This is a genomic window from Rhodopseudomonas palustris, assembly GCF_003226555.1.
Lineage (GTDB): Bacteria > Pseudomonadota > Alphaproteobacteria > Rhizobiales > Xanthobacteraceae > Rhodopseudomonas > Rhodopseudomonas palustris_I.
Genome location: NZ_QKQS01000012.1, coordinates 1 through 20,491, shown reverse-complemented (window position 1 = coordinate 20,491; position 20,491 = coordinate 1). Strand labels below are relative to the sequence as shown.

Below are 20,491 nucleotides of genomic sequence, written 5' to 3'. Positions count from 1 at the left end.
GGGGGGGGGGGGGGGGGGGGGGGGCCCCCGCCGCGAGGATGGCGCCTCGGCTCTGCGAAGCTCCAAGGATAGGCTTCCGCCGCGGACCCCCACCCCCGACCCCTCCCCGCAAGGGGGAGGGGAGCGGAGGCGCCTCGTTGCTGGGCGGCGAGGAGATAAGCACGCGGGAGCTTCCCCATGTCGCGTCTGAAGCTGTTATCGCTGCAGCTCCTCGTCGCGATCGTCGCGCTGACGGTGTGGCAGGTGCTGACCACGGTGCCGATCGCCGGCAAATTGTGGCTGCCGCCGTTCTTCTTTTCGACGCCGGTGGATGTGGCCAAGCAGGTGTTCGCTTGGTTCGCCTCCGGCATGATCTGGAAGCACCTGCTGATCACGCTGTGGGAATCGCTGCTCGCCTTCGTGATCGGCTCGGTCGCCGGCGTGCTGGTTGGGTTCTGGTTCGCGCGGCAGCCGCGGGTGGCGGCGGTGTTCGATCCCTATGTGAAGATGGTCAATGCGCTGCCGCGCGTGGTGCTGGCGCCAATCTTCACGCTGTGGCTGGGGCTCGGCATCTGGTCGAAGGTCGCGCTCGGCGTGACGCTGGTGTTCTTCGTGGTGTTCTTCAACGTCTATCAGGGCGTCAAGGAAACCAGCGCGACGCTGGTCGACAACGCCCGGATGCTCGGCATGAGCGAGCGGCAGATGATGCGCCATGTGTTCTGGCCATCGGCGCTGTCCTGGATGTTTTCCTCGCTGCACACCGCGATCGGGTTTGCGGTGGTCGGCGCGGTCGTCGGGGAATATCTCGGCGCCGCCGCCGGGCTCGGCTATCTGATCCAGCAGGCCGAGGGCACCTTCGACGTCGCCGGCGTGTTCGCCGGAATGTTCGTGCTGTCGGTGTTCGTCATCCTGATCGACCTGGCGGTCAGCCTGGTGGAGCGGCGCCTCCTGGTCTGGCGGCCGCAGCCGAGCGGCGGGCCGCAGGCGGACTAGAGCGGGGCGCGGCTTTGGCATATGGTTCTTGCCGTTTCGTCTGGGGGGAACCAACACCATGAAGGTCGGCTTTCGACACGTCGTTGCGGCGCTCGCTGCGATCCTGCTCACCGTGGGCGTCGCGCAGGCGCAGACTAAGGTGACGATCGCGATCGGGGGCGGCGCCTGCCTGTGCTATCTGCCGACCGTGCTCGCCAAGCAGCTCGGCGAATACGACAAGGCCGGGCTCAGCGTCGAGCTGGTCGATCTCAAGGGTGGATCGGATGCGCTGAAAGCCGTGCTCGGCGGCAGCGCCGACGTCGTCTCCGGCTATTTCGACCACACCGTCAATCTCGCCGCCAAGAAGCAGGAGATGCAGTCCTTCGTGGTCTACGACCGCTATCCCGGTCTGGTGCTGGTGGTGTCGCCGAACCACACTGCGGAGATCAAATCGGTCAAGGACCTCGCCGGCAAGAAGGTCGGCGTCAGCGCGCCGGGCTCGTCGACCGACTTTTTCCTGAAGTACCTGCTGAAGAAGAACGGCATCGACCCGAACAACGTTGCGGTGATCGGCGTCGGGCTCGGCGCCACCGCGGTCGCGGCGATGCAGCAGGGCCAGATCGACGCCGCCGTGATGCTCGATCCGGCGGTGACGATCCTGCAGGCCGCACACGCCGACCTGCGCATCCTCAGCGATACCCGCACCGAGCACGACACCCGCGAAGTGTTCGGCGGCGACTATCCGGGCGGTGCGCTGTATTCGACGGTGGCCTGGATCAAGGCGCATCCGAAGGAAGCGCAGAGCCTGACCAATGCGATTGTCGCCACCTTGCAATGGATCCACGCGCATTCGGCCGAGGAGATCGCCGACAAGATGCCGCCGAACATCGTCGGCAAGGACAAGGCGCAGTACGTCGCGGCGCTGAAGAACACGATCCCGATGTATTCGACCACCGGCCTGATGGATCCGAAAGGCGCGGACGCCGTACTGGCAGTGTTCAGCACCAGCTCGCCCGATGTGGCGAAGGCGAATATCGACGTCACCAGGACTTACACCAACGCCTTCGCCGAGCAGGCGGCGAAGGGCTCCACTGGTTCGAAGTGAAGGTGCGTGCGTGACCGATCCGGGGCCCGTTACGATCCATCGGGTGAACAATCTCGATCTTTGGGTCAGCGGCTTTGCCTGGCCGTTCGCCGACAAGCGCCGCGTCGACATCGATGCGCATTTTGCCGAGCGTCAGGCGACGCAGCCGAAACTGTGGAACGGCCGGGTGTTGCTCGGTCGCCAGCCGCGGTTCGACAGCGGCAGCTTCAGCGCCGAGTATTTCGAGGTCGACTACGCCAGCTTCCTGTCCTGGCGCGATTGGGACTTTCCGGACCCGTCGGTGTTCAACGGCTTCGGCATGGGGGTGATCCGGGCCGCTGACGGCGCGATTGTGCTCGGCGAGATGGGCGCGCATACCGCCAACGCCGGCAAGGTGTATTTCGCCGGGGGGACGCCCGATCTGTCCGACGTCCGCAATCACCGCCTCGACATCGCCGCCAGCGTGACGCGCGAGGTCAAGGAGGAGACCGGGCTGGTGCGGTCCGATTATCGCGCAGCCGATCATTGGCACTGCGTCGAGGCCGGCCCGCTGGTGGCGATGCTGCGGATCCTCGACGTCTATTTGCCCAGCGACGCGCTCAAAGCGCGGATCGAGGCGCATCTGGCGCGGGAGGAGGAGCCGGAATTCAGCCGCGTTCACCTGGTGCGGTCGAAAGACGACTTTCTGCCCACCATGCCGCGCTTCGTCACAACCTACCTGACGATGCTGCTGCGCGGGGAGGATTAAGGCGCGGCGCCTCTTTGCTCCGTCATTGCGAGCGAAGCGAAGCAATCCAGCTCCGTGCACTGGTCTGGATTGCTTCGTCGCGGAGCCTGTACTCGGACGGCGCATAGCGCCGATCCGGGTGCTCCTCGCAATGACGGGGAGAGGGCTTGTGTCGTGGAAGCGAAGTAACACTTAACGCCGTCATGACCGGGACAAGCCGGCCATGACGGCATTTGTAGGAGCGTCGTCGTCTCTTACCCGTGTGCGTGGACGCCGAGGTCGTCGCGGGGGGTGATGCCGAGGCGATTGAACAGCGCGCGGTCCTTGCTGTCGCCCGGGTTCGGGGTGGTCAGCAGGGTGTCGCCGATGAAGATCGAGTTGGCGCCGGCGAGGAAGCACAGCGCCTGCATCTCGTCGCTCATCGCGGTGCGGCCGGCGGCGAGGCGCACGTCGGACTTCGGCATCATGATGCGCGCCAGCGCGATGGTGCGGACAAATTCGAACGGATCGACCGGCGTCGCGGTCTTGGCGATCGGGGTGCCTTCGATCGGGATCAGCATGTTGATCGGCACGCTCTCAGGATGCTGCGGCAGGTTGGCGAGCGTGCGCAGCATCTCGACGCGATCGGTCGGCTTCTCGCCAAGGCCGAGGATGCCGCCGCAGCACACCTTGATGCCGGCGTCGTGGACCTTCTCCAGCGTATCGAGACGGTCGGAATAGCTGCGGGTCTTCACCACGGAGGAATAGAACTCCTCGGAGGTGTCGACGTTGTGGTTGTAGTAATCGAGCCCGGCGTCGGCGAGCTGCTTGGCCTGGTCGTCGCTCAGCATGCCGAGCGTCATGCAGGCTTCCATGCCGAGCGCCTTGACGCCCTTCACCATCTCGATGATCGGAGCCATGTCGCGCTCCTTCGGCGAGCGCCAGGCCGCGCCCATGCAGTAGCGGGTCGCGCCGGCGTCGCGCGCCGCTTTGGCGCCTTCGATCACCTTCTTCGGATCCATCAGCTTGGAAGCGGGCAGGGCGGTGTCGTGATGCGCCGACTGGCTGCAATAGCCGCAATCCTCGGCGCAGCCGCCGGTCTTGACGTTGAGCAGCTGATTGCACTGGACCGCGTTCGGATCGAAGCTCTGGCGGTGGATGGTCTGCGCCCGGAACATCAGATCGGCGAACGGGGCATGATAGATCGCCGCGGCTTCCTCGCGGGTCCAGTCGTGGCGGATGGTGGGGCTGGCGGCGGCGAGCGTGGAATGGGCGATCGAGTTCAACGTCGGTACTCCGGTCGGGATCGTGCGGCTGGCGTACAGCCATAAGCGGTTTCTGCGGATGAAGAAACCCATGGCGATGGATCGCCAACCCGACCATGGTTTAGGTCAGTATTTCTGACGCTTTATCGCGAATTTTGCCCACGATTTGGCGTTGCGAAACGGTGGCGAGGTCGTCTACAAGATTAACCGTTCGGTCCGTCGGACTCTTGCGTCAACCTAACGCTCTTTTAGCGGTTGTCGCCGACGATAGGACCCTGAAGGTGTCGGGAATGACGATTGGCAGCGGCAGCATCGGGATGGAAGGAACGGCGACCATCGCCGCGTCCGCGATTCCGGCCGTGCTGATTCCGGCCGCCGCCGCTTTCGAAGCGCTCGAGACCCTCGCGCTTGGCGGGCTGCTGCTTCTTAGCCGCCCCTGAGGGCCGTCTGGGCAGTTTTGCCTGGGCACTCAGGGGATCGCACGACAGCCAGCCCCTCATGCGCCCGCGCGGCGCCCCGACCAAAGGACATCTTTCATGACCACCACCACCCAGTCCGAACAGGACCGCGTCATCATTTTCGACACCACGTTGCGCGACGGCGAGCAGTGCCCGGGCGCCACCATGACGTTCGAGGAGAAGCTGAACGTCGCCCGGATGCTCGACGACATGGGCGTCGACGTGATCGAGGCCGGCTACCCGTTCGCCTCCGACGGTGACTTCGAGGCGGTGCACGAGATCGCCAAGCGCTCGAAGAACTCGGTGATCTGCGGCTTGTCGCGGGCGGCCCACAAGGACATCGACCGCTGCGCCGAGGCGATCAAGCCGGCCGAGCGCGGCCGCATCCACACCTTCCTGTCCACCTCGCCGGTGCACATGAAGTACAAGCTGCAGATGGAAGCCGCGCAGGTGTACGAGATGGTGATCTCGTCGGTCACCCGCGCCCGCAATCATACGGACGACGTCGAGTGGTCGGCCGAAGATGCCACCCGCACCGAATTCGACTTCCTGTGCCGCTGCATCGAGGCTGCGATCAGGGCCGGCGCCACCACCATCAACCTGCCGGACACCGTCGGCTACGCAGTGCCGGAAGAGTATCGCGAGATGTTCCGCAAGGTGCGCGAGACGGTGCCGAATTCGGACAAGGCGCGGTTCTCGGTCCACTGCCATAACGACCTCGGCATGGCGGTCGCCAATTCGATGGCCGGCGTCGCCGGCGGCGCACGCCAGATCGAATGCACCATCAACGGCATCGGCGAGCGCGCCGGTAACGCCGCCTTGGAAGAGGTGGTGATGGCGATGCGGGTGCGGCAGGACAAATTGCCGTACTGGAACCGGATCGAATCCACGATGCTGACCCACGCCTCGAAGACGGTGTCGGCTGCGACCTCGTTCCCGGTGCAGTACAACAAGGCGATCGTCGGCCGGAACGCGTTCGCGCATGAGAGCGGCATCCACCAGGACGGCATGATCAAGAATGCCCAGACCTACGAGATCATGACCCCCGAGACGGTGGGCGTGAAGGGCACCTCGCTGGTGATGGGCAAGCACTCCGGCCGCGCCGGCTTGATCCACAAGCTGGACGAGCTGGGCTACAAGCTGTCGCGGAACCAGATCGAGGACGTATTTGTGCGGTTCAAGGCTTTGGCCGACCGCAAGAAGGACGTCTACGACGAGGACATCGAGGCCTTGGTCGACGAGCAGCTGCTGCACGGCCAGGACCAGATCAAGCTGATGTCGTTGACGGTGATCGCCGGTACCCATGGGCCGCAGCGCGCCACCATGAAGCTGGACGTCGACGGCCAGGTTCGGATCGAGGAAGCCGAAGGCAACGGCCCGGTGGATGCGGTGTTCAACTGCATCAAGGCCCTGGTGCCGCACGATGCCAAGCTGGAACTGTATCAGGTGCATGCCGTCACCGAGGGCACCGACGCGCAGGCGGAAGTGTCGGTCCGGCTCAGCCATGAAGGCCGTTCGATGACCGCGCGCGCGGCCGATCCCGACACCTTGGTGGCGTCGGCGAAAGCGTATCTGGGTGCGCTCAACAAGATCGTCGCCAAGCGCCAGCGTAGCGTCCGGGAGGACGCGCCGACCGTGGCGGTGGCCGGCTGATTGCGTGAATAAGTCGCACAACCGCGGCTGACAGCTACAACTTCTGGAAGGACTCGAAAGGGCGATGCCGCTGTGCATCGCCCTTTTTTCGCACTGCGGCAGTTGTTGACGGCGCCCCTGCGAAGGGGCAATAGCCTTTCGTAGTGCTTCTCTGTATTGGTGCGGCTGATAATCGGACGGGGCAGGGACGCGGGTGCGTTCCTCAAAAGGAATCGGGAGAAAACATGCGTAAATCGATTTTCGCACTGGCATCGATCGCCGTGCTCGGGCTGGTAAGCCCTGCCGCCGCGCAGTCGCCGATGGTCATCAAGTTCAGCCACGTGGTGGCCGAGCACACCCCGAAGGGCCAGGCCGCGCTCAAGTTCAAGGAGCTGGCCGAGAAGTACACGAACGGCAAGGTCAAGGTCGAAGTCTATCCGAACTCGCAGCTGTTCGGCGACGCCAAGGAGATGGAAGCGGTCGCGCTCGGCGACGTGCAGTTCATCGCGCCGTCGCTGTCGAAGTTCGACAAGTTCACCAAGAAGATCCAGCTGTTCGACCTGCCGTTCCTGTTCAACGACATCGACGCCGTCGATCGCTTCCAGGAAGGCAAGGCGGGTCAGGACCTGTTGAAGTCGATGGAAGCCAAGAACTTCCTCGGTCTCGCCTACTGGCACAACGGCATGAAGCAGATCTCGGCCAACAAGCCGCTGCTGCTGCCGGAAGACGCCAAGGGCCTCAAGTTCCGCATCCAGGCCTCCGACATCCTCGCCGCGCAGTTCCAGCAGCTCGGCGCCGTGCCGCAGAAGCTTGCCTTCTCGGAAGTGTATCAGGCACTGCAGGTCGGCACCGTCGACGGCCAGGAAAACACCTGGTCCAACATCTTCTCCCAGAAGTTCTACGAGGTGCAGAAGGACATCACTGAATCCAATCACGGCGTGATCGACTACATGGTCGTGGTCAACGCCAAGTGGTGGAACGCCCTGCCCAAGGACATCCAGGGCGAGCTGAAGAAGGCGATGGACGAGGCCACCAAGGTCAACAACGATATCGCCAACAAGTTGAACGAAGAGGCCAAGCAGAAGATCCAGGCCGCGGGTACCAGCAAGATTCATCAGCTGACCCCCGAGCAGCGCGCCAAGTGGGTCGAGGCGATGAAGCCGGTCTGGGCCAAGTTCGAAGGCGCGATCGGCAAGGACCTGATCGAAGCCGCCGTCGCGTCCAACACGTCGAAAAGCAACTGATCGTACACGTCGGCCGCGGTGATCCGCGGCCGACGTTGTTCCGACTGACATAGGGGGGGGGCCGTGTCGCTGCGGAAGATGTTCCACCGCGTCGAGGAGGGGTTGATCGCTCTGATCCTCGGCGTGATGACGGTATTGACCTTCGTTCAGGTCGTCCTGCGCTACGGCTTCAACTCCGGCTTCATCTGGGCTCTCGAGGCGAATTTCTATCTGTTCGCCTGGCTCGTCATGATCGGCATCGCCTATTGCGTGCGGGTGCGCGCGCATATCGGCGTCGATGCGGTCGTCAATCTGCTGCCGCGCAACGGCCGGCGCGCCGTCGGTCTGCTGGTGGTGGCGCTGGCGCTGCTCTACGCCGGGTTGATGATCTACGGCTCCTACGATTACATCCACCGGCTGATGATCATCGACGTCGAGGCGGAAGACATTCCGATCAAGCGCTGGATCCTGTCGCTCTGCCTGCCGCTCGGCTTCCTTGCGCTCGCCGTCCGGCTGGTCGAGATGGGCTGGCGCATCATCACCGGTCGCTCCAGCGGCTACGAGCTTGCCGACGAGGCGCGAGAAGCGGTCCACCACGTCCAACATCATCCCGAACTCGACGCCACGACGGTGCAGCGATGAACACCATCTTCCTGTTCGCCTCGCTGTTCGGTTTTCTGCTGATCGGCATGCCGATCGCGATTTCGCTCGGCCTGGCCTCGATCCTCACCATCCTGCTGTTCCAGAACGACAGCCTGGCATCGCTGTCGCTGAAGTTCTTCCAGACCACCGAGCAGTTCACGCTGCTGGCGATCCCGTTCTTCATCCTAGCTGGCAACTTCCTCACCACCGGCGGCGTCGCCAAGCGGATGATCAATTTCGCGATCGCCGCGGTCGGGCATCTGCCCGGCGGTCTGGCGATCGCATCGGTGCTCGCCTGTATGCTGTTCGCGGCGGTGTCGGGCTCGTCGCCGGCCACCGTGGTGGCGATCGGTTCGATCGTGATCGCCGGCATGGTGCGGGTCGGCTACACCCAGGCGTTCGCCACCGGCGTGATCGTCAACGCCGGCACGCTCGGCATCCTGATTCCGCCGTCGATCGTGATGGTGGTGTACGCGGCGGCGACGGAATCCTCGGTCGGACGGCTGTTCATCGCCGGCGTCGTGCCGGGCTTGCTGCTCGGCCTCGGCCTGATGGTCGCGATCTACGTTGCGGCGCGGATCAAGAAGCTGCCGCGGCAGCCGAAGGTGCCGTGGCGCGAGCGGCTGACGCTGTTCCGCGAGGCGCTGTGGGGCCTGCTGCTGATCTTCATCGTGATGGGCGGCATCTACGGCGGCGTGTTCACGCCGACCGAAGCCGCTGCGGTCGCCGCGGTCTACGCCTTCGTCGCCGCGGTGTTCATCTATCGCGATCTGAAGATCACCGACGTGCCGCAGGTGCTGCTGGACTCCGGCCGCGTGTCGGTGATGCTGATGTTCATCATCTGCAACGCGTTCCTGTTCGGCCACGTGCTGACCACCGCGCAGATCCCGCAGGACATCGCCCGGCTGATCACCGATGCGCAATTGTCGCCCTGGCACTTCCTGCTGATCGTCAACATCATCCTGCTTGTCGCGGGCAACTTCATGGATCCGACGGCGATCGTGCTGATCACCGCGCCGATCCTGTTTCCGACCGCGATGCAGCTCGGGATCGATCCGATCCATCTCGGCATCGTCTATGTCGTGAACATGGAGATCGGGCTGGTGACGCCGCCGGTCGGGCTCAACCTGTTCGTGGCGTCCGGTATCACCGGCATGCCGTTGATGCAGGTGGTGAAGGCGGCGCTGCCGTGGCTGATGGTGCTGCTGAGCTTCCTGATCCTGATCACTTACGTGCCGATCATCTCCACCTTCCTGCCCGATCTGCTGTTCGGCAGCGCGATCAAATAGCGGCGGGTTTGTTTCGGCAGGGAAGCGCTTTGTTTCAACTCGTGAACGAAACGCTTCCTTTCCAAACCTTAAGTTGATCGCGCCGCGGCGCGGACCCATCTTCATGGCCACCTTTTCAAAGGAGGTTGCCATGAAGAAGGTTTTGCTCGCCGGCGTCGCCGCGCTGGTGTTCGCGGGTTCGACGGCGGCTTACGCCGAGCATCGCGGCTGGTTCGATCATGGCCGGCACGCGTTCAGCGCTCAGGATCGCAGTGCGTTCGCCGACGCCAAGATCGCGGCCGTCAAGGCCGGACTGCAGCTCACCCCGGATCAGGAGAAGCTGTGGCCGCCGGTCGAGGCCGCGGTGAAGGAAATGGTCAAGCTGCGGATCGACCGCGCCCAGGCGCGGATGAACGCCCGCGACGACGACCGCGATCCGCGCGACGGCGATCCGGTGGCGCGGCTGCGCGACCGCGCCGATTCGATGGCCGCGACCGCGGCTGCGATGAAGAAGATCGCCGATGCCGCCGACCCGCTCTACAAGTCGCTCGACGACGGCCAGAAGCGCCGGCTGCGGGTGCTGACGCGAATGGAGGGCGGCTTCGGCTGGCGCCACCATCACCACCGTTTCATGCATCGTGACGGCGACCGCGACGACGATCGCGGCCCGCGCTGGGATCGCGGTGATCGCGGCCGCGGCCCGATGATGGACCGGGGCGGCCCGATGGACGACGGCGACGGGCCGAGCCGGCTCTAACCAGAACTGTCCGGCGGGCCCTGGCGCCCGCCGGCGCATTCGGTCACTGAGTTGCCATGCGCCCTCGGCGCAGCACGAGCGGATAGCTTCAGAGGGGCGTCTTGCGGCGTGAGTCGTCGGCGGCGAAGAGCGGCGGACCTCCGTGCGCCCCCGGGCATTCCGAGGCCGCATCAAACCCGCTGAAATGGCAGCGTTTTTCGGCGGCCGAATATTCTCGTCACAGAACCGAAAAAAGTCGCCTGCATTGCTGGACATCCCGGATGGGCTTTGCTAAACGACGCCGTCCCCACAAGGGACCCAGCCGCAACGGCTGCGGGCGCATAGCTCAGTTGGTAGAGCAGCTGACTCTTAATCAGCGGGTCCTAGGTTCGAGCCCTAGTGCGCCCACCAAAGCCACCCTCGAATTCGTAAGTTTGTGTCGAAGGGCCGGCTTCGGTGGTTACCGAAGACGCGAAGGCGCGTCTCGGCTCCACAATCCTCTCGGCGATCAGCACTCACGACTCGACGCGTTGCACGGATTTGTTCGCGGCTGTCCAAGCTGGCGCGATATGCTCGTCCATCCTGCCGACCTTGGGGCCGGTCCGTTAGCAGGGAAGACGTGCGACCGCATCTCGAAACTCCGAACTTGCAGATGAAGTCCGTGGGCGGGATCCTAAGTTCCACCTTCGTCGTTTGGCTGTCGCGCCATCCGGGCGCGGGAGTAGTTCGCGTCACCACACTGTCACACAACGCGGCGAGAGAGTGTCGACAATTCACGTGGGTACCCTCATGGACTACTTCAGGCGTTTCACCTTCCTGTTCTCGGCTCCCACCTTCGACGCGGATGATCTCGAGGGGCTTCGGTTCAATCAGATCGTGGCCGAGATCGAGCGGTCCGGCTTCGAGATCGTCAAGGCGCGCAAGCTCGAGGACGCCGAGATCGCGGTGCAGACCGATGCGGCGATCGGCTGCATGGTCGTCGACTGGGGCAAGAAGGGGCTGGAAGGCAAGACCGCCGCACTGATCAATCTGATGCGGCGGCGGGGCCTCGATTTCCCGATCGTGCTGCTGATCCGCCGAAAGCGGTTCGAGGAAGTGCCGGTCGAGGTGCTGGATTTCATCGACGGTTACGTGTTCCTGTCCGAGGAGACGCCGACCTTCATTGCCCGCAACCTGATCAGCCGGCTGAAGCAATATGCCGACACGCTGAAGACGCCGTTCTTCGGCGCGCTGGTCGACTATGCGGAGGAGGGCAACCAGCTCTGGACCTGCCCCGGCCACAACGGCGGCATGTTCTACAGCCGCAGCCCGATCGGCCGGGTGTTCATCGAGCATCTCGGCGAGGCGGTGTTCCGCGACGACCTCGACAATTCGGTGCTCGACCTCGGCGATCTGTTGACCCACGAGGGGCCGGCGCTGCGCGCGCAGAAGGAAGCCGCGCAGATCTTCGGCGCCGAGAAGACCTATTTCGTGCTCAATGGCACCTCCACCTCCAACAAGGTCGCGCTCGGCGCGCTCGTGACCGACGGCGATCTCGTGCTGTTCGATCGCAACAACCACAAGGCGGCGCATCACGGCGCGCTGATGATCGCCGGCGGCATTCCGGTCTACATCCCCACCGTGCGCAATGCATGGGGATTGATCGGACCGATGGCATGGGGCGCGCTGGACGAAGACGCGCTACGCGAACGCATCCGCAGCCATCCGCTGGTCAAGGACCCGGAAGCGTGGCGCAAGCCGCGTCCGTTCCGGGTCGCGGTGGTCGAGCAGTGCACATATGACGGCACCATCCACAGCGCCGAGATGATCCTGCGCCGCATCGGACATCTGTGCGACTACATCCTATTCGACGAAGCTTGGGCCGGCTTCATGAAGTTTCACCCGCTTTATGCCGGCCGCTTCGCCATGGGGCTGGCCGATCTCGGCGAGGATGCGCCGGGAATCATCGCGACACAGTCGACCCACAAGCAACTTGCCAGTTTTTCGCAGGCCTCGCAGATCCACATCAAGGATCGCCACATCCGCGGCCAGAAGCGGCGGGTCGAGCATCGGCGCTTCAACGAAAGCTTCATGCAGCACGCCTCGACCTCGCCGTTCTATCCGCTGTTCGCCTCGCTCGACGTCGGCGCACAGATGATGAAGGGCCGCTCCGGCGAAGTGCTGTGGGACGACACGATCCGGCTCGGCATCGAGCTGCGCAAGAAGATCCGCGCGGTGCGGCGCGAGTTCGAGGAGAAGGAGGCGCGGCCGGACCGGCGCTGGTTCTTCGATCCGTTCGTACCCGATCGGGTGACGATTGCGGACGCCGCGCGCGAAGGCGCGGTGCACGACGTCGCCTGGGAGGCTGTGAGCACCGATCAGCTCGCGACCCATCCGGCGTTCTGGCAGATCGCACCGGAGGCCGACTGGCACGGCTTTGCCGACATGGCGCCAGGCTTCGCCATGACCGATCCGAACAAGCTGACGCTGCTGACGCCCGGCTTTGATCGCGCCACTGGCCGCTATGCTGAGCACGGCATTCCGGCCCCGGTGGTGGCGCAATATCTGCGCGAGAACCGCATCGTGCCGGAAAAGAACGATCTCAATTCGCTGCTGTTTCTGCTGACACCGGGCGTCGAGGCGAGCAAGGCCGGCACGCTGATCAGCGGTCTCGTCGCGTTCAAGAAACTGCACGACGACAATGCGCCGCTCGAAGAGGTGATCCCGGAATTCTGCCGGCGGCGGCCGTTGCGCTATGCTGGCGTGCGGCTGCGCGATTTGTGCGGCCAGATGCACCGGTTCTTCCGCGATGCCGATGTCAGCGCGCTGCAGGCCAGGCAGTTCCTGCCCGAGCATCTGCCCGAGATCGCGATGTCGCCGCACGATGCGGCGCGGTGCCTTGTGCGCAACGACGTCGACTATCTGCCGATCAGCCAGATCGCAGGCCGGGTCGCCACCACCCCGTTCGTGGTCTATCCGCCGGGGATCGCGACCATCGTGCCCGGCGAGCGCTTAAGCGAACGCGCGAAGCCGATGCTCGATTACTTGCAGATGTTCGAACGCAGCTTCAACGAATTTCCCGGATTCGACGTCGAGATCCAGGGCGTCTATCGCGAATTCGACGAAGCCGGCCGGGTTCGTCTCTACACCTATGTGGTCGCGGAATAATCCGCACGCCGCGTTCTTCGGAGTCGCCGTGGATAGCGCTTTGCCGATCCTGATCCGTTCGTCGCACGACGGCGACGTCGAGGCGATGCTCGACATCTATCGCTACTACATCCGTCGCGGGCTCGATGAAGGGATCGACGACAACGGCATGCCGCAGCCGGACGATCTCAAGGAACGCCGCAAGAACCTGCGCAACCGCCGCTTCCCGCATCTGGTGGCAATCCGCGGCGAGGCGGTGGCCGGCTACGCCTATGTCGTGCTGTTTCGCAAACGGCCGGCCTATCGCTACACGGTCAAGCATTCGATCTATGTGCATCCGGATCACCTCGGCTGCGGCATCGGCCGATTGTTGATGCACGAGCTGATCGATGCCTGCGCCGCCGCGGGTTTCCGCCAGATGATCGGCTATATCGACGGCGACAACATCGCCTCGCTCGGCCTTCACCATAGTTTCGGCTTCGCCACGGTCGGACGGCTGCCCGGCGTCGCCTATCGCTACGGCCGCTGGGCCGACACGGTGATGGTGCAGAGGTCGCTGGGCGCGGGGTCGACCACGCCTCCGGTGGTCTGATCGCCAGCGGCGGGTTCCACGGCTGCGACAGATCGATCCGACGCCACGTGTTACGTTATTGCGGATCGACAGCGATGCAAAACGCGTGTTATCCGCAGGTCTCGACCCGTGAGAGCCATCGTGACGCCATCCGCCCGCATCTTTCAGCATCGCCTGCTGCGCATCTCGCGCAGAGTCGTCGCTGCGTTCGTGCTGGCGGTGTATCTGCTCGCGGGCGCTTTGCACGGGGTGCACGACCTCGATGTAACCTCCGGGTCCGCCACGGCGATCGTGACTCTGGCGTCCTCCGGCGGCAATCATTCCGACCAGGCGATCGTGGGCGAGCACCATTGCCACGGCTGCTTCTCGGTGTCGCTGCCGAACCCGAGCGTTGTGGCGACCACGGCCCAGCGCGCCAGCGCGCCGCTGCGGCATCAAGATGCCGAACGCCGCAGCATCCTGCGCGTCATCGACCCCCCGCCACCAAAAGCCCTGATCTGAACATGACCGCCGGGCGCAGCGCGCCCTGAATCCGTCGTTCGTCAGGTCTTTGCCATGTTGTTTCCGTTCGCCACGCGGCTCGCGTGCGCGGCTGCTGTACTCGCCGGCTGCGTGCTGGCGGGAGATGCGCGCGCGCAAACGCTGACCATGGGAAGCGCGCTGCAGCGCGCGCTCAACGCCAGTCCGCGGCTCACCGCCGCCGAACGCGACGTCGGCATCGCGCGGGGCCAGCGCATCCAGTCGGGCGCGCTGATCAATCCCCAGCTCTCCTACGAGCAGGACAATTCATTCGGCTCCGGCGCCTATCGCGGCACCCGTTCGGCGGAATCGACGCTGCAGATCAGCCAGATGTTCGAGCTGTGGGGCAAGCGCGACGCTCGCATCGCCGCCGGTCAGGCCGGGCTCGATGCAGCCTCGATCGAACGCCAGGCGGTGCGGCTCGAAGTGCTGTCGGAGACCGCGATCGCCTTCGTCACCGTGCTCGGTCTGCAGCGCCGGATTCAAATTCTCGACGAGCAGATCGCCGCGATCGACTCGATCACGCCGCTGCTGCAGCGCCGGGTCGAGGCGGGCGCATCGTCGGTCGCCGAAACCGGTCGTGCCGAGGTTGCGTCGGCGCTGGTGAAGGCGGATCGCGAGCGCACCAAATCGGCGCTGCATACCGCGCGCCGCGAGCTGGCGATCCTGATGGGTGACACCTCGCCGCGATTTTCGTCGGTGTCCGGCCGGCTCGAGGCGATTGGCAAGCCGCCGTCGTTCCGTTCGGTGATCGCGGCGATCGACGCCAACCCGCAATTGGTGCGCTGGAAGGCGGTGTATGCCCAGCGCAATGCCGAGCTGCTGCTGGCGCGGCTGAAGCCATATCCGGACGTCACGGTGTCGGCCGGGCTGCGCCGCTACAACGAGACCGGCGACAGCGCCGTGCGGCTCTCCGTCTCGGTGCCGATCCCGCTGTTCGATCAGAACCAGGGCAACATCCTGTCGGCGCGGGAGAACCTGGCCAAGATCGCGGCGGAGCGCCAGGCCAACCGCAACGTGCTGATCGTGATCGCGGGGCGCGCCTACGACTCGCTGCAAGGCTCGCTGCGCGAACTCGCGATCCTGCGCGACGCCGCGATCCCGAAAGCCAGGGATGCCGCCGCCGCGATCTCCGAAGGCTACGGCCAGGGCCGCTACTCGCTGCTCGAAGTTCTCGATACGCAAGCCAGCGTCGCGCAGGCGCGCCTGCGCGAGCAGGAGGCTCAGCAGAATTTCCACGTCGCTGTCGCCACCATCGAGGGGCTGGTCGGCAATCCGTTCGCATTGGCGCGGGGAGGCGCGCGATGATGAAGCCGTTGATGATGATCTGCGGCGCCGCCGCGATGTTCGTGCTCGGCGCTGCGGTGGCCGCTTACGCGCCGATCGGATCGCGCGAGCCGGCGCAGCAGGTTTCAAGCAAGACCGTTGGGCACGCCCACGCCGAAGGCGAGAAAGGGCATGACGACGACGGCCATGATGGCGAAGGCAAGGTCGAGATGAGCGACGCCAAGGTGGCGGCGTCGGGCATCGAGATCCGAACCGCTCAGGCCGAGACGCTGCACGATTCCCTCGTCCTCAACGGCATCTTGCAGCCAAACCAGGAGACGCTGGTGCAGGTCACGCCGCGGTTTCCCGGCGTGGTCCGCGAGATCAAGACGCGGATCGGCGACACGGTCGAAAAGGGCGAGCTGCTCGCCAAGATCGAGAGCAATCAGAGTCTCAGTGTCTACGAGATGCGCGCGCCGATCTCCGGCACTGTGATCGACCGTCAGATCTCGCTCGGCGAATACGCTTCCGAACAGAAGCCGGCCTTCACCGTCGCCGACGTCTCCACCGTGTGGGTCGACTTCTCGGTGTATCGCCGCGACCTGCCGCGGGTGCGGATCGGCGACAAGGTGCTGATCGACGTCGCCGATGGCGGTGAGCCGATCGAAGCACGCCTGTCCTACATCTCGCCGGTCGGCAGCAGCGACACCCAGAGCGCGCTCGCCCGCGCCGTGGTGTCCAACGACGGCTTGCGTCTGCGGTCGGGCCTGTTCGTGTCGGCGCGGCTGATCCTGTCGGCCAAGCAGGTCGCGCTGGCGATCCGCGCCTCGGCGATCCAGAGCGTGGAGAACCGCAGCGTGGTGTTCGTCCGCAGCGGTGACGACTTCGAGGTGCGCGATGTCGAGCTCGGCGCAAGGGACGCCGAGAACGTCGAAATCGTCTCCGGCCTGCAGGCCGGCGAGCGCTATGCGGCGGCCAATAGTTTCGTCGTCAAGGCGGAGCTCGGCAAAGGGTCGGCGTCGCATGAACATTGATGTGATCCTGCTGATCGCCGGAGGCTGCGCATGATCGACAAGGTGCTCGCCTTCTCCGTCCGCCAGCGCTGGCTGGTGATGATCGGCGTGCTGATGATGGCCGCGTTCGGCGCCTGGAATTTCACCCGGCTGCCGATCGACGCGGTGCCGGACATCACCAACGTCCAGGTCCAGATCAACACCAACGCGCCGGGCTATTCGCCGCTCGAGGTCGAGCAGCGGATCACGTTCCCGATCGAGACCGCGATGGGCGGGCTGCCCAACCTCGTCAACACCCGGTCGCTGTCGCGCTACGGCCTCAGCCAGGTCACGGTGGTGTTCAAGGACGGCACCGACATCTACTTCGCCCGGCAGCTCGTCAACGAGCGCATTCAGCGCGCCAAGGACGTGCTGCCGACCGGAATCGACACCGCGATGGGGCCGGTCTCGACCGGACTCGGCGAAATCTACATGTACACGGTCGAGGCGAAGCAGGGCGCGACGCGCGCCGACGGCAAGCCGTTCACGCCGAGCGATCTGCGCACCGCGCAGGACTGGATCATCAAGCCGCAACTGCGCAACGTCCCCGGCGTCAACGAGGTCAACAGCATCGGCGGCTTTGCCAAGCAGTTCCACGTCCTGCCGGATCCGGCGAAGCTGATGGCGTATCGCCTCGGCTTTCGCGACGTGATGACGTCGCTCGCCGCCAATAACGCCAATGTCGGCGCCGGCTATATCGAGAAAAACGGCGAGCAGTATCTGGTTCGCACGCCGGGCCAGGTCGGCGACGTCGACGAGATCCGGCAGATCGTGATCGGCTCGCGCAGCGGCGTGCCGGTGCGGATCATGGACGTCGCCGAGGTGAAGGAAGGCACCGATCTGCGCACCGGCGCCGCGACGCTGAACGGGCAGGAGGTCGTGCTCGGCACCGCGATGCTGCTGATCGGCGACAACGGCCGCGCCGTGGCGCAGCGGGTCGCCGCCAAGCTCGAGCAGATTGAGAAATCACTGCCTGAAGGCATGTCGCTGCGTGCTGTGTACGACCGCACCCATCTGATCGATGCCACCATCGCGACGGTGGAGAAGAACCTCGTCGAGGGCGCGTTGCTGGTGATCGCGATCCTGTTCCTGATCCTCGGCAATTTCAAAGCGGCGTTCGTCACCGCGCTGGTGATCCCGCTGTCGATGCTGTTCACCGTCACCGGGATGTTCGAGAACAAGGTCAGCGCCAATCTGATGAGTCTGGGCGCAATCGACTTCGGCATCATCATCGACGGCGCGGTGATCATCGTCGAGAACTGCCTGCGGTTGCTGGCGCAGGAGCAGCACCGGCTGGGGCGGCTGCTGACCCGGCAGGAGCGGTTCGACACCATCATCGCCGGCTCCCGCGAGGTGATCAAACCGAGCCTGTTCGGCACGCTGATCATCGCGGTGGTGTATTTGCCGTTGCTGACGCTGACCGGCGTCGAAGGCAAGATGTTCACGCCGATGGCCCTGACCGTGCTGATGGCGCTGCTCGGCGCCAGCCTGCTGTCGATGACCTTTGTGCCGGCCGCGGTGGCGCTGCTGGTCACCGGCAAAGTGTCGGAGAAAGAGAACTGGTTCATGCGGCTGGCGCACCGGGCGTATCTGCCGCTGCTCGATCTCGCGATCCGGCTCCGCTGGGCCGTCGTCGGGGGGGCGATCGTGCTTGTGGTGGTGAGCGGCATCGCGGCGACGCGGATGGGCGGCGAGTTCATCCCGAGCCTCGATGAGGGCGATGTCGCGATCCAGGCGATGCGCATTCCCGGGACCAGCCTGACGCAGTCGCTCGACATGCAGATCGCGCTGGAGAAGCGGATTCTGAAGATCCCGGAAGTGAAGGACGTGTTCGCCCGCACCGGCACCGCGGAGGTTGCGACCGACCCAATGCCGCCGTCGATCTCCGACGGCTATGTGATGCTGAAGCCGCGCGATCAGTGGCCGGACCCGAACAAGCCCAAGGCCGAAGTGGTGCAGCAGATCGAGGCGGCCGCCGAACAGGTGGCGGGCAGCCTGTACGAGCTGTCGCAGCCGATCCAGTTGCGTTTCAACGAACTGATCTCGGGCGTTCGCAGCGATGTCGGCGTCAAGATTTTCGGCGACGATCTCGACGTGCTGACGCAGCTCGCCGGGCAGGTGCAGGCGGTGCTGCAGACCATCAAGGGCGCCGCCGACGTGAAGACCGAGCAGGTGGCCGGGCTGCCGGTGCTCACGGTGAAGCTCGACCGCAAGGCGCTGGCGAGGTTCGGCATCAGCGTTGCGGAGGTGCAGAACCTGGTGGAGATCGCGGTCGGCGGCAAGTCGGCCGGCCTAGTGTTCGAGGGCGACCGACGGTTCGATCTCGTGGTCCGGCTGCCGGATCAGATCCGCACCGATATCGAGGCGATCAAGGCGCTGCCGATCCCGCTGCCGCCGGCCGAGGGCCAGGCGAAACCGACGCCGGCTGCGTTCGGAACCTCGCCTCTGCAGCAGATACGCTACGCGCCGCTGTCCGAACTCGCCGAGATCGTGGTGGCGCCGGGGCCGAACCAGATCAGCCGCGAAGACGGCAAGCGCCGCATCGTGGTTTCGGCCAATGTGCGCGGCCGCGACCTCGGCTCGTTCGTCGGCGAAGCGCAGCAATTGGTGGCCGACAAGGTCAAATTGCCGGCGGGCTACTGGATCGGTTGGGGCGGGCAGTTCGAACAGCTCGTCTCCGCGACGCAGCGTCTGACGATCGTGGTGCCGATCGCGCTGCTGCTGATCGTCCTGCTGCTGTTCATCAGCCTCGGCTCGGCGGCCGACGCGCTGCTGGTGTTCAGCGGCGTGCCGTTGGCCCTGACCGGTGGCATCTTCGCGCTGCTGCTACGCGACATCCCGCTGTCGATCAGCGCCGGCATCGGCTTCATCGCACTGTCCGGCGTCGCGGTGCTCAATGGCCTCGTGATTATCACCTTCATCGAGCGGCTCCGCGGCGAAGGACGCAAGATTGTCGAGGCGGTGCGCGAGGGCGCGCTGACGCGGCTGCGGCCGGTGCTGATGACCGCCCTGGTCGCTTCCCTCGGCTTCGTGCCGATGGCGCTCGCGACCGGTGCCGGCGCCGAGGTGCAACGCCCGCTCGCCACCGTGGTGATCGGCGGGATCGTGTCGTCGACCATCCTCACGCTGCTGGTGCTGCCGGCGCTCTACATCTTGTTCCGGCGCGAAACGGTCGATGGCGATCGTGGCGAGAGCAGCCGAGCGGCCGGGATGTGACATCGATCTCCGCCCGGCAGAAACCGATTGCGCCGCGCGAGGAAAGCGGCGGCGACGAGACGGGGCGGGTGGACCACCACGCCGCCAATCGTACATCGGAGAAGGAGTGAGAGTGCGGCGGCATTGTCGGATGCGATGAGGAACCGGTTCGTCTCAGCCGGGTTGCGGACAAGCGACAACCAGGGAGACGACGATGCAGAGTACGATCACCGGCCAATTCTCGACACGGCGTGAGGCGGAGCTGGCTGTGGAACGCCTGGTCCAGGAGATTGGTATCGACAGATCGTCGGTCTCGGTCGCGCCGCGCGGAGCCGCCAACAGCGCCGGAACGCGGGTCGCCGGCGCCGACGCCGAGAGCGGCCATCCCGGGGTGGAGAAGCACGGCGACCCGGAGCTGAACGACCTGATCGAAGTCTCGGTCGGCTGCAGCGAGGCAGATGCCGGCAAGATCGAAACCGCGATGAAGAGCGTGGGTGCGCGACACGTCGCGGGGAGCTGAGGCGCAGGTGGCTGCCGGAACGGCGAGACTGGCGACCGAGGAGTGCAGATGACGGACGTCTCTACGAAGCAGTACGGCGATCAGCTCAAGACGTCGATCGACCTGACGAGCTGCTGCGTCAGGTCGACGCCGATCGCAGCGCCAAGGCCCGGCCTCGTCGTCGCGGCGCAAACAGAAATTGCGGATCAAATGGCGATCTAGAGCAGGATGATTTCAGGCTGAATCGATTTTGGATTCCCAAATCGGAATTGTTCTGATTCAACATGCTGGCTGGAGG

The 20,491-nt window shown here is 65.0% G+C and carries 18 protein-coding genes and 1 tRNA gene; 18 read left to right on the top strand and 1 reads right to left on the bottom strand.

The window, feature by feature from the left end:
- The first annotated feature begins 177 nt into the window (after positions 1-177).
- From DNX69_RS06755 to DNX69_RS06745, 3 genes are read left to right on the top strand one after another with little or no spacing between them, the layout of a single operon-like run.
- Entirely contained in the window at positions 178-972 is a 795-nt protein-coding gene (locus DNX69_RS06755; protein ID WP_110785256.1) for an ABC transporter permease, read from the top strand.
- Positions 973-1,030: 58 nt separating this feature from the next.
- Complete coding sequence (locus DNX69_RS06750; RefSeq protein ID WP_110785255.1) at positions 1,031-2,056, top strand: ABC transporter substrate-binding protein; 1,026 nt, start codon at positions 1,031-1,033, stop codon at positions 2,054-2,056.
- A gap of 10 nt (positions 2,057-2,066) precedes the next feature.
- The gene (locus DNX69_RS06745) at positions 2,067-2,783 is read left to right on the top strand and encodes an NUDIX hydrolase (RefSeq protein WP_110785254.1); all 717 of its coding nucleotides are present in this window, start codon (positions 2,067-2,069) and stop codon (positions 2,781-2,783) included.
- A gap of 233 nt (positions 2,784-3,016) precedes the next feature.
- On the opposite strand, the gene bioB is transcribed toward DNX69_RS06745, so the two are convergent.
- Positions 3,017-4,027: a biotin synthase BioB gene (gene bioB / locus DNX69_RS06740; RefSeq protein ID WP_110785424.1), complete on the bottom strand. Its 1,011-nt coding sequence runs from the start codon at positions 4,025-4,027 to the stop codon at positions 3,017-3,019.
- 269 nt (positions 4,028-4,296) lie between these two features.
- Between bioB and DNX69_RS26280 the strand changes: the two genes are divergently transcribed.
- From DNX69_RS26280 to DNX69_RS26275, 15 genes are all read left to right on the top strand, one after another.
- Entirely contained in the window at positions 4,297-4,446 is a 150-nt protein-coding gene (locus DNX69_RS26280; protein WP_165825201.1) for a hypothetical protein, read from the top strand.
- 96 nt (positions 4,447-4,542) lie between these two features.
- Positions 4,543-6,117, top strand: coding sequence for a 2-isopropylmalate synthase (locus DNX69_RS06735; RefSeq protein ID WP_110785253.1), 1,575 nt, complete (start codon positions 4,543-4,545; stop codon positions 6,115-6,117).
- A gap of 224 nt (positions 6,118-6,341) precedes the next feature.
- Positions 6,342-7,340, top strand: coding sequence for a TRAP transporter substrate-binding protein (locus DNX69_RS06730; protein ID WP_110785252.1), 999 nt, complete (start codon positions 6,342-6,344; stop codon positions 7,338-7,340).
- 63 nt (positions 7,341-7,403) lie between these two features.
- Entirely contained in the window at positions 7,404-7,961 is a 558-nt protein-coding gene (locus DNX69_RS06725; protein ID WP_110785251.1) for a TRAP transporter small permease, read from the top strand.
- Positions 7,958-9,250 carry a TRAP transporter large permease gene (locus DNX69_RS06720; protein WP_110785250.1) on the top strand — a complete coding sequence of 431 codons (1,293 nt, stop codon included), beginning with the start codon at positions 7,958-7,960 and terminating at the stop codon, positions 9,248-9,250. Before DNX69_RS06725 ends, DNX69_RS06720 begins: the two co-directional genes overlap by 4 nt.
- 130 nt (positions 9,251-9,380) lie before the next feature.
- Complete coding sequence (locus tag DNX69_RS06715) at positions 9,381-9,986, top strand: Spy/CpxP family protein refolding chaperone (protein WP_110785423.1); 606 nt, start codon at positions 9,381-9,383, stop codon at positions 9,984-9,986.
- A gap of 314 nt (positions 9,987-10,300) precedes the next feature.
- A tRNA-Lys gene (locus tag DNX69_RS06710) sits at positions 10,301-10,376 on the top strand.
- Positions 10,377-10,754: 378 nt separating this feature from the next.
- On the top strand, positions 10,755-13,112 hold the full coding sequence (locus DNX69_RS06705) for an Orn/Lys/Arg decarboxylase N-terminal domain-containing protein (RefSeq protein ID WP_110785249.1): 2,358 nt from the start codon (positions 10,755-10,757) through the stop codon (positions 13,110-13,112).
- A gap of 85 nt (positions 13,113-13,197) precedes the next feature.
- Complete coding sequence (locus DNX69_RS06700; RefSeq protein WP_425327296.1) at positions 13,198-13,683, top strand: GNAT family N-acetyltransferase; 486 nt, start codon at positions 13,198-13,200, stop codon at positions 13,681-13,683.
- 120 nt (positions 13,684-13,803) lie between these two features.
- Positions 13,804-14,163, top strand: a complete 360-nt coding sequence (locus DNX69_RS06695) for a hypothetical protein (RefSeq protein WP_110785248.1) — start codon at positions 13,804-13,806, stop codon at positions 14,161-14,163.
- A gap of 54 nt (positions 14,164-14,217) precedes the next feature.
- Positions 14,218-15,489 carry a divalent metal ion exporter subunit IhpA gene (gene ihpA / locus DNX69_RS06690; protein ID WP_110785247.1) on the top strand — a complete coding sequence of 424 codons (1,272 nt, stop codon included), beginning with the start codon at positions 14,218-14,220 and terminating at the stop codon, positions 15,487-15,489.
- The gene (gene ihpB, locus DNX69_RS06685) at positions 15,486-16,481 is read left to right on the top strand and encodes a divalent metal ion exporter adaptor subunit IhpB (RefSeq protein ID WP_110785246.1); all 996 of its coding nucleotides are present in this window, start codon (positions 15,486-15,488) and stop codon (positions 16,479-16,481) included. The genes ihpA and ihpB overlap by 4 nt, the downstream gene beginning before the upstream one ends.
- A gap of 30 nt (positions 16,482-16,511) precedes the next feature.
- Positions 16,512-19,715 (top strand): efflux RND transporter permease subunit, encoded by a 3,204-nt coding sequence (locus DNX69_RS06680; RefSeq protein ID WP_110785245.1) that lies wholly within the window; start codon positions 16,512-16,514, stop codon positions 19,713-19,715.
- Between the two features lie 193 nt (positions 19,716-19,908).
- A complete protein-coding gene (locus DNX69_RS06675) occupies positions 19,909-20,214 on the top strand; it encodes a hypothetical protein (protein ID WP_110785244.1) in 306 nt (101 codons plus the stop codon).
- A 48-nt stretch (positions 20,215-20,262) separates the two neighbouring features.
- Positions 20,263-20,415, top strand: coding sequence for a hypothetical protein (locus DNX69_RS26275; RefSeq protein ID WP_165825200.1), 153 nt, complete (start codon positions 20,263-20,265; stop codon positions 20,413-20,415).
- Positions 20,416-20,491: the final 76 nt, after the last annotated feature.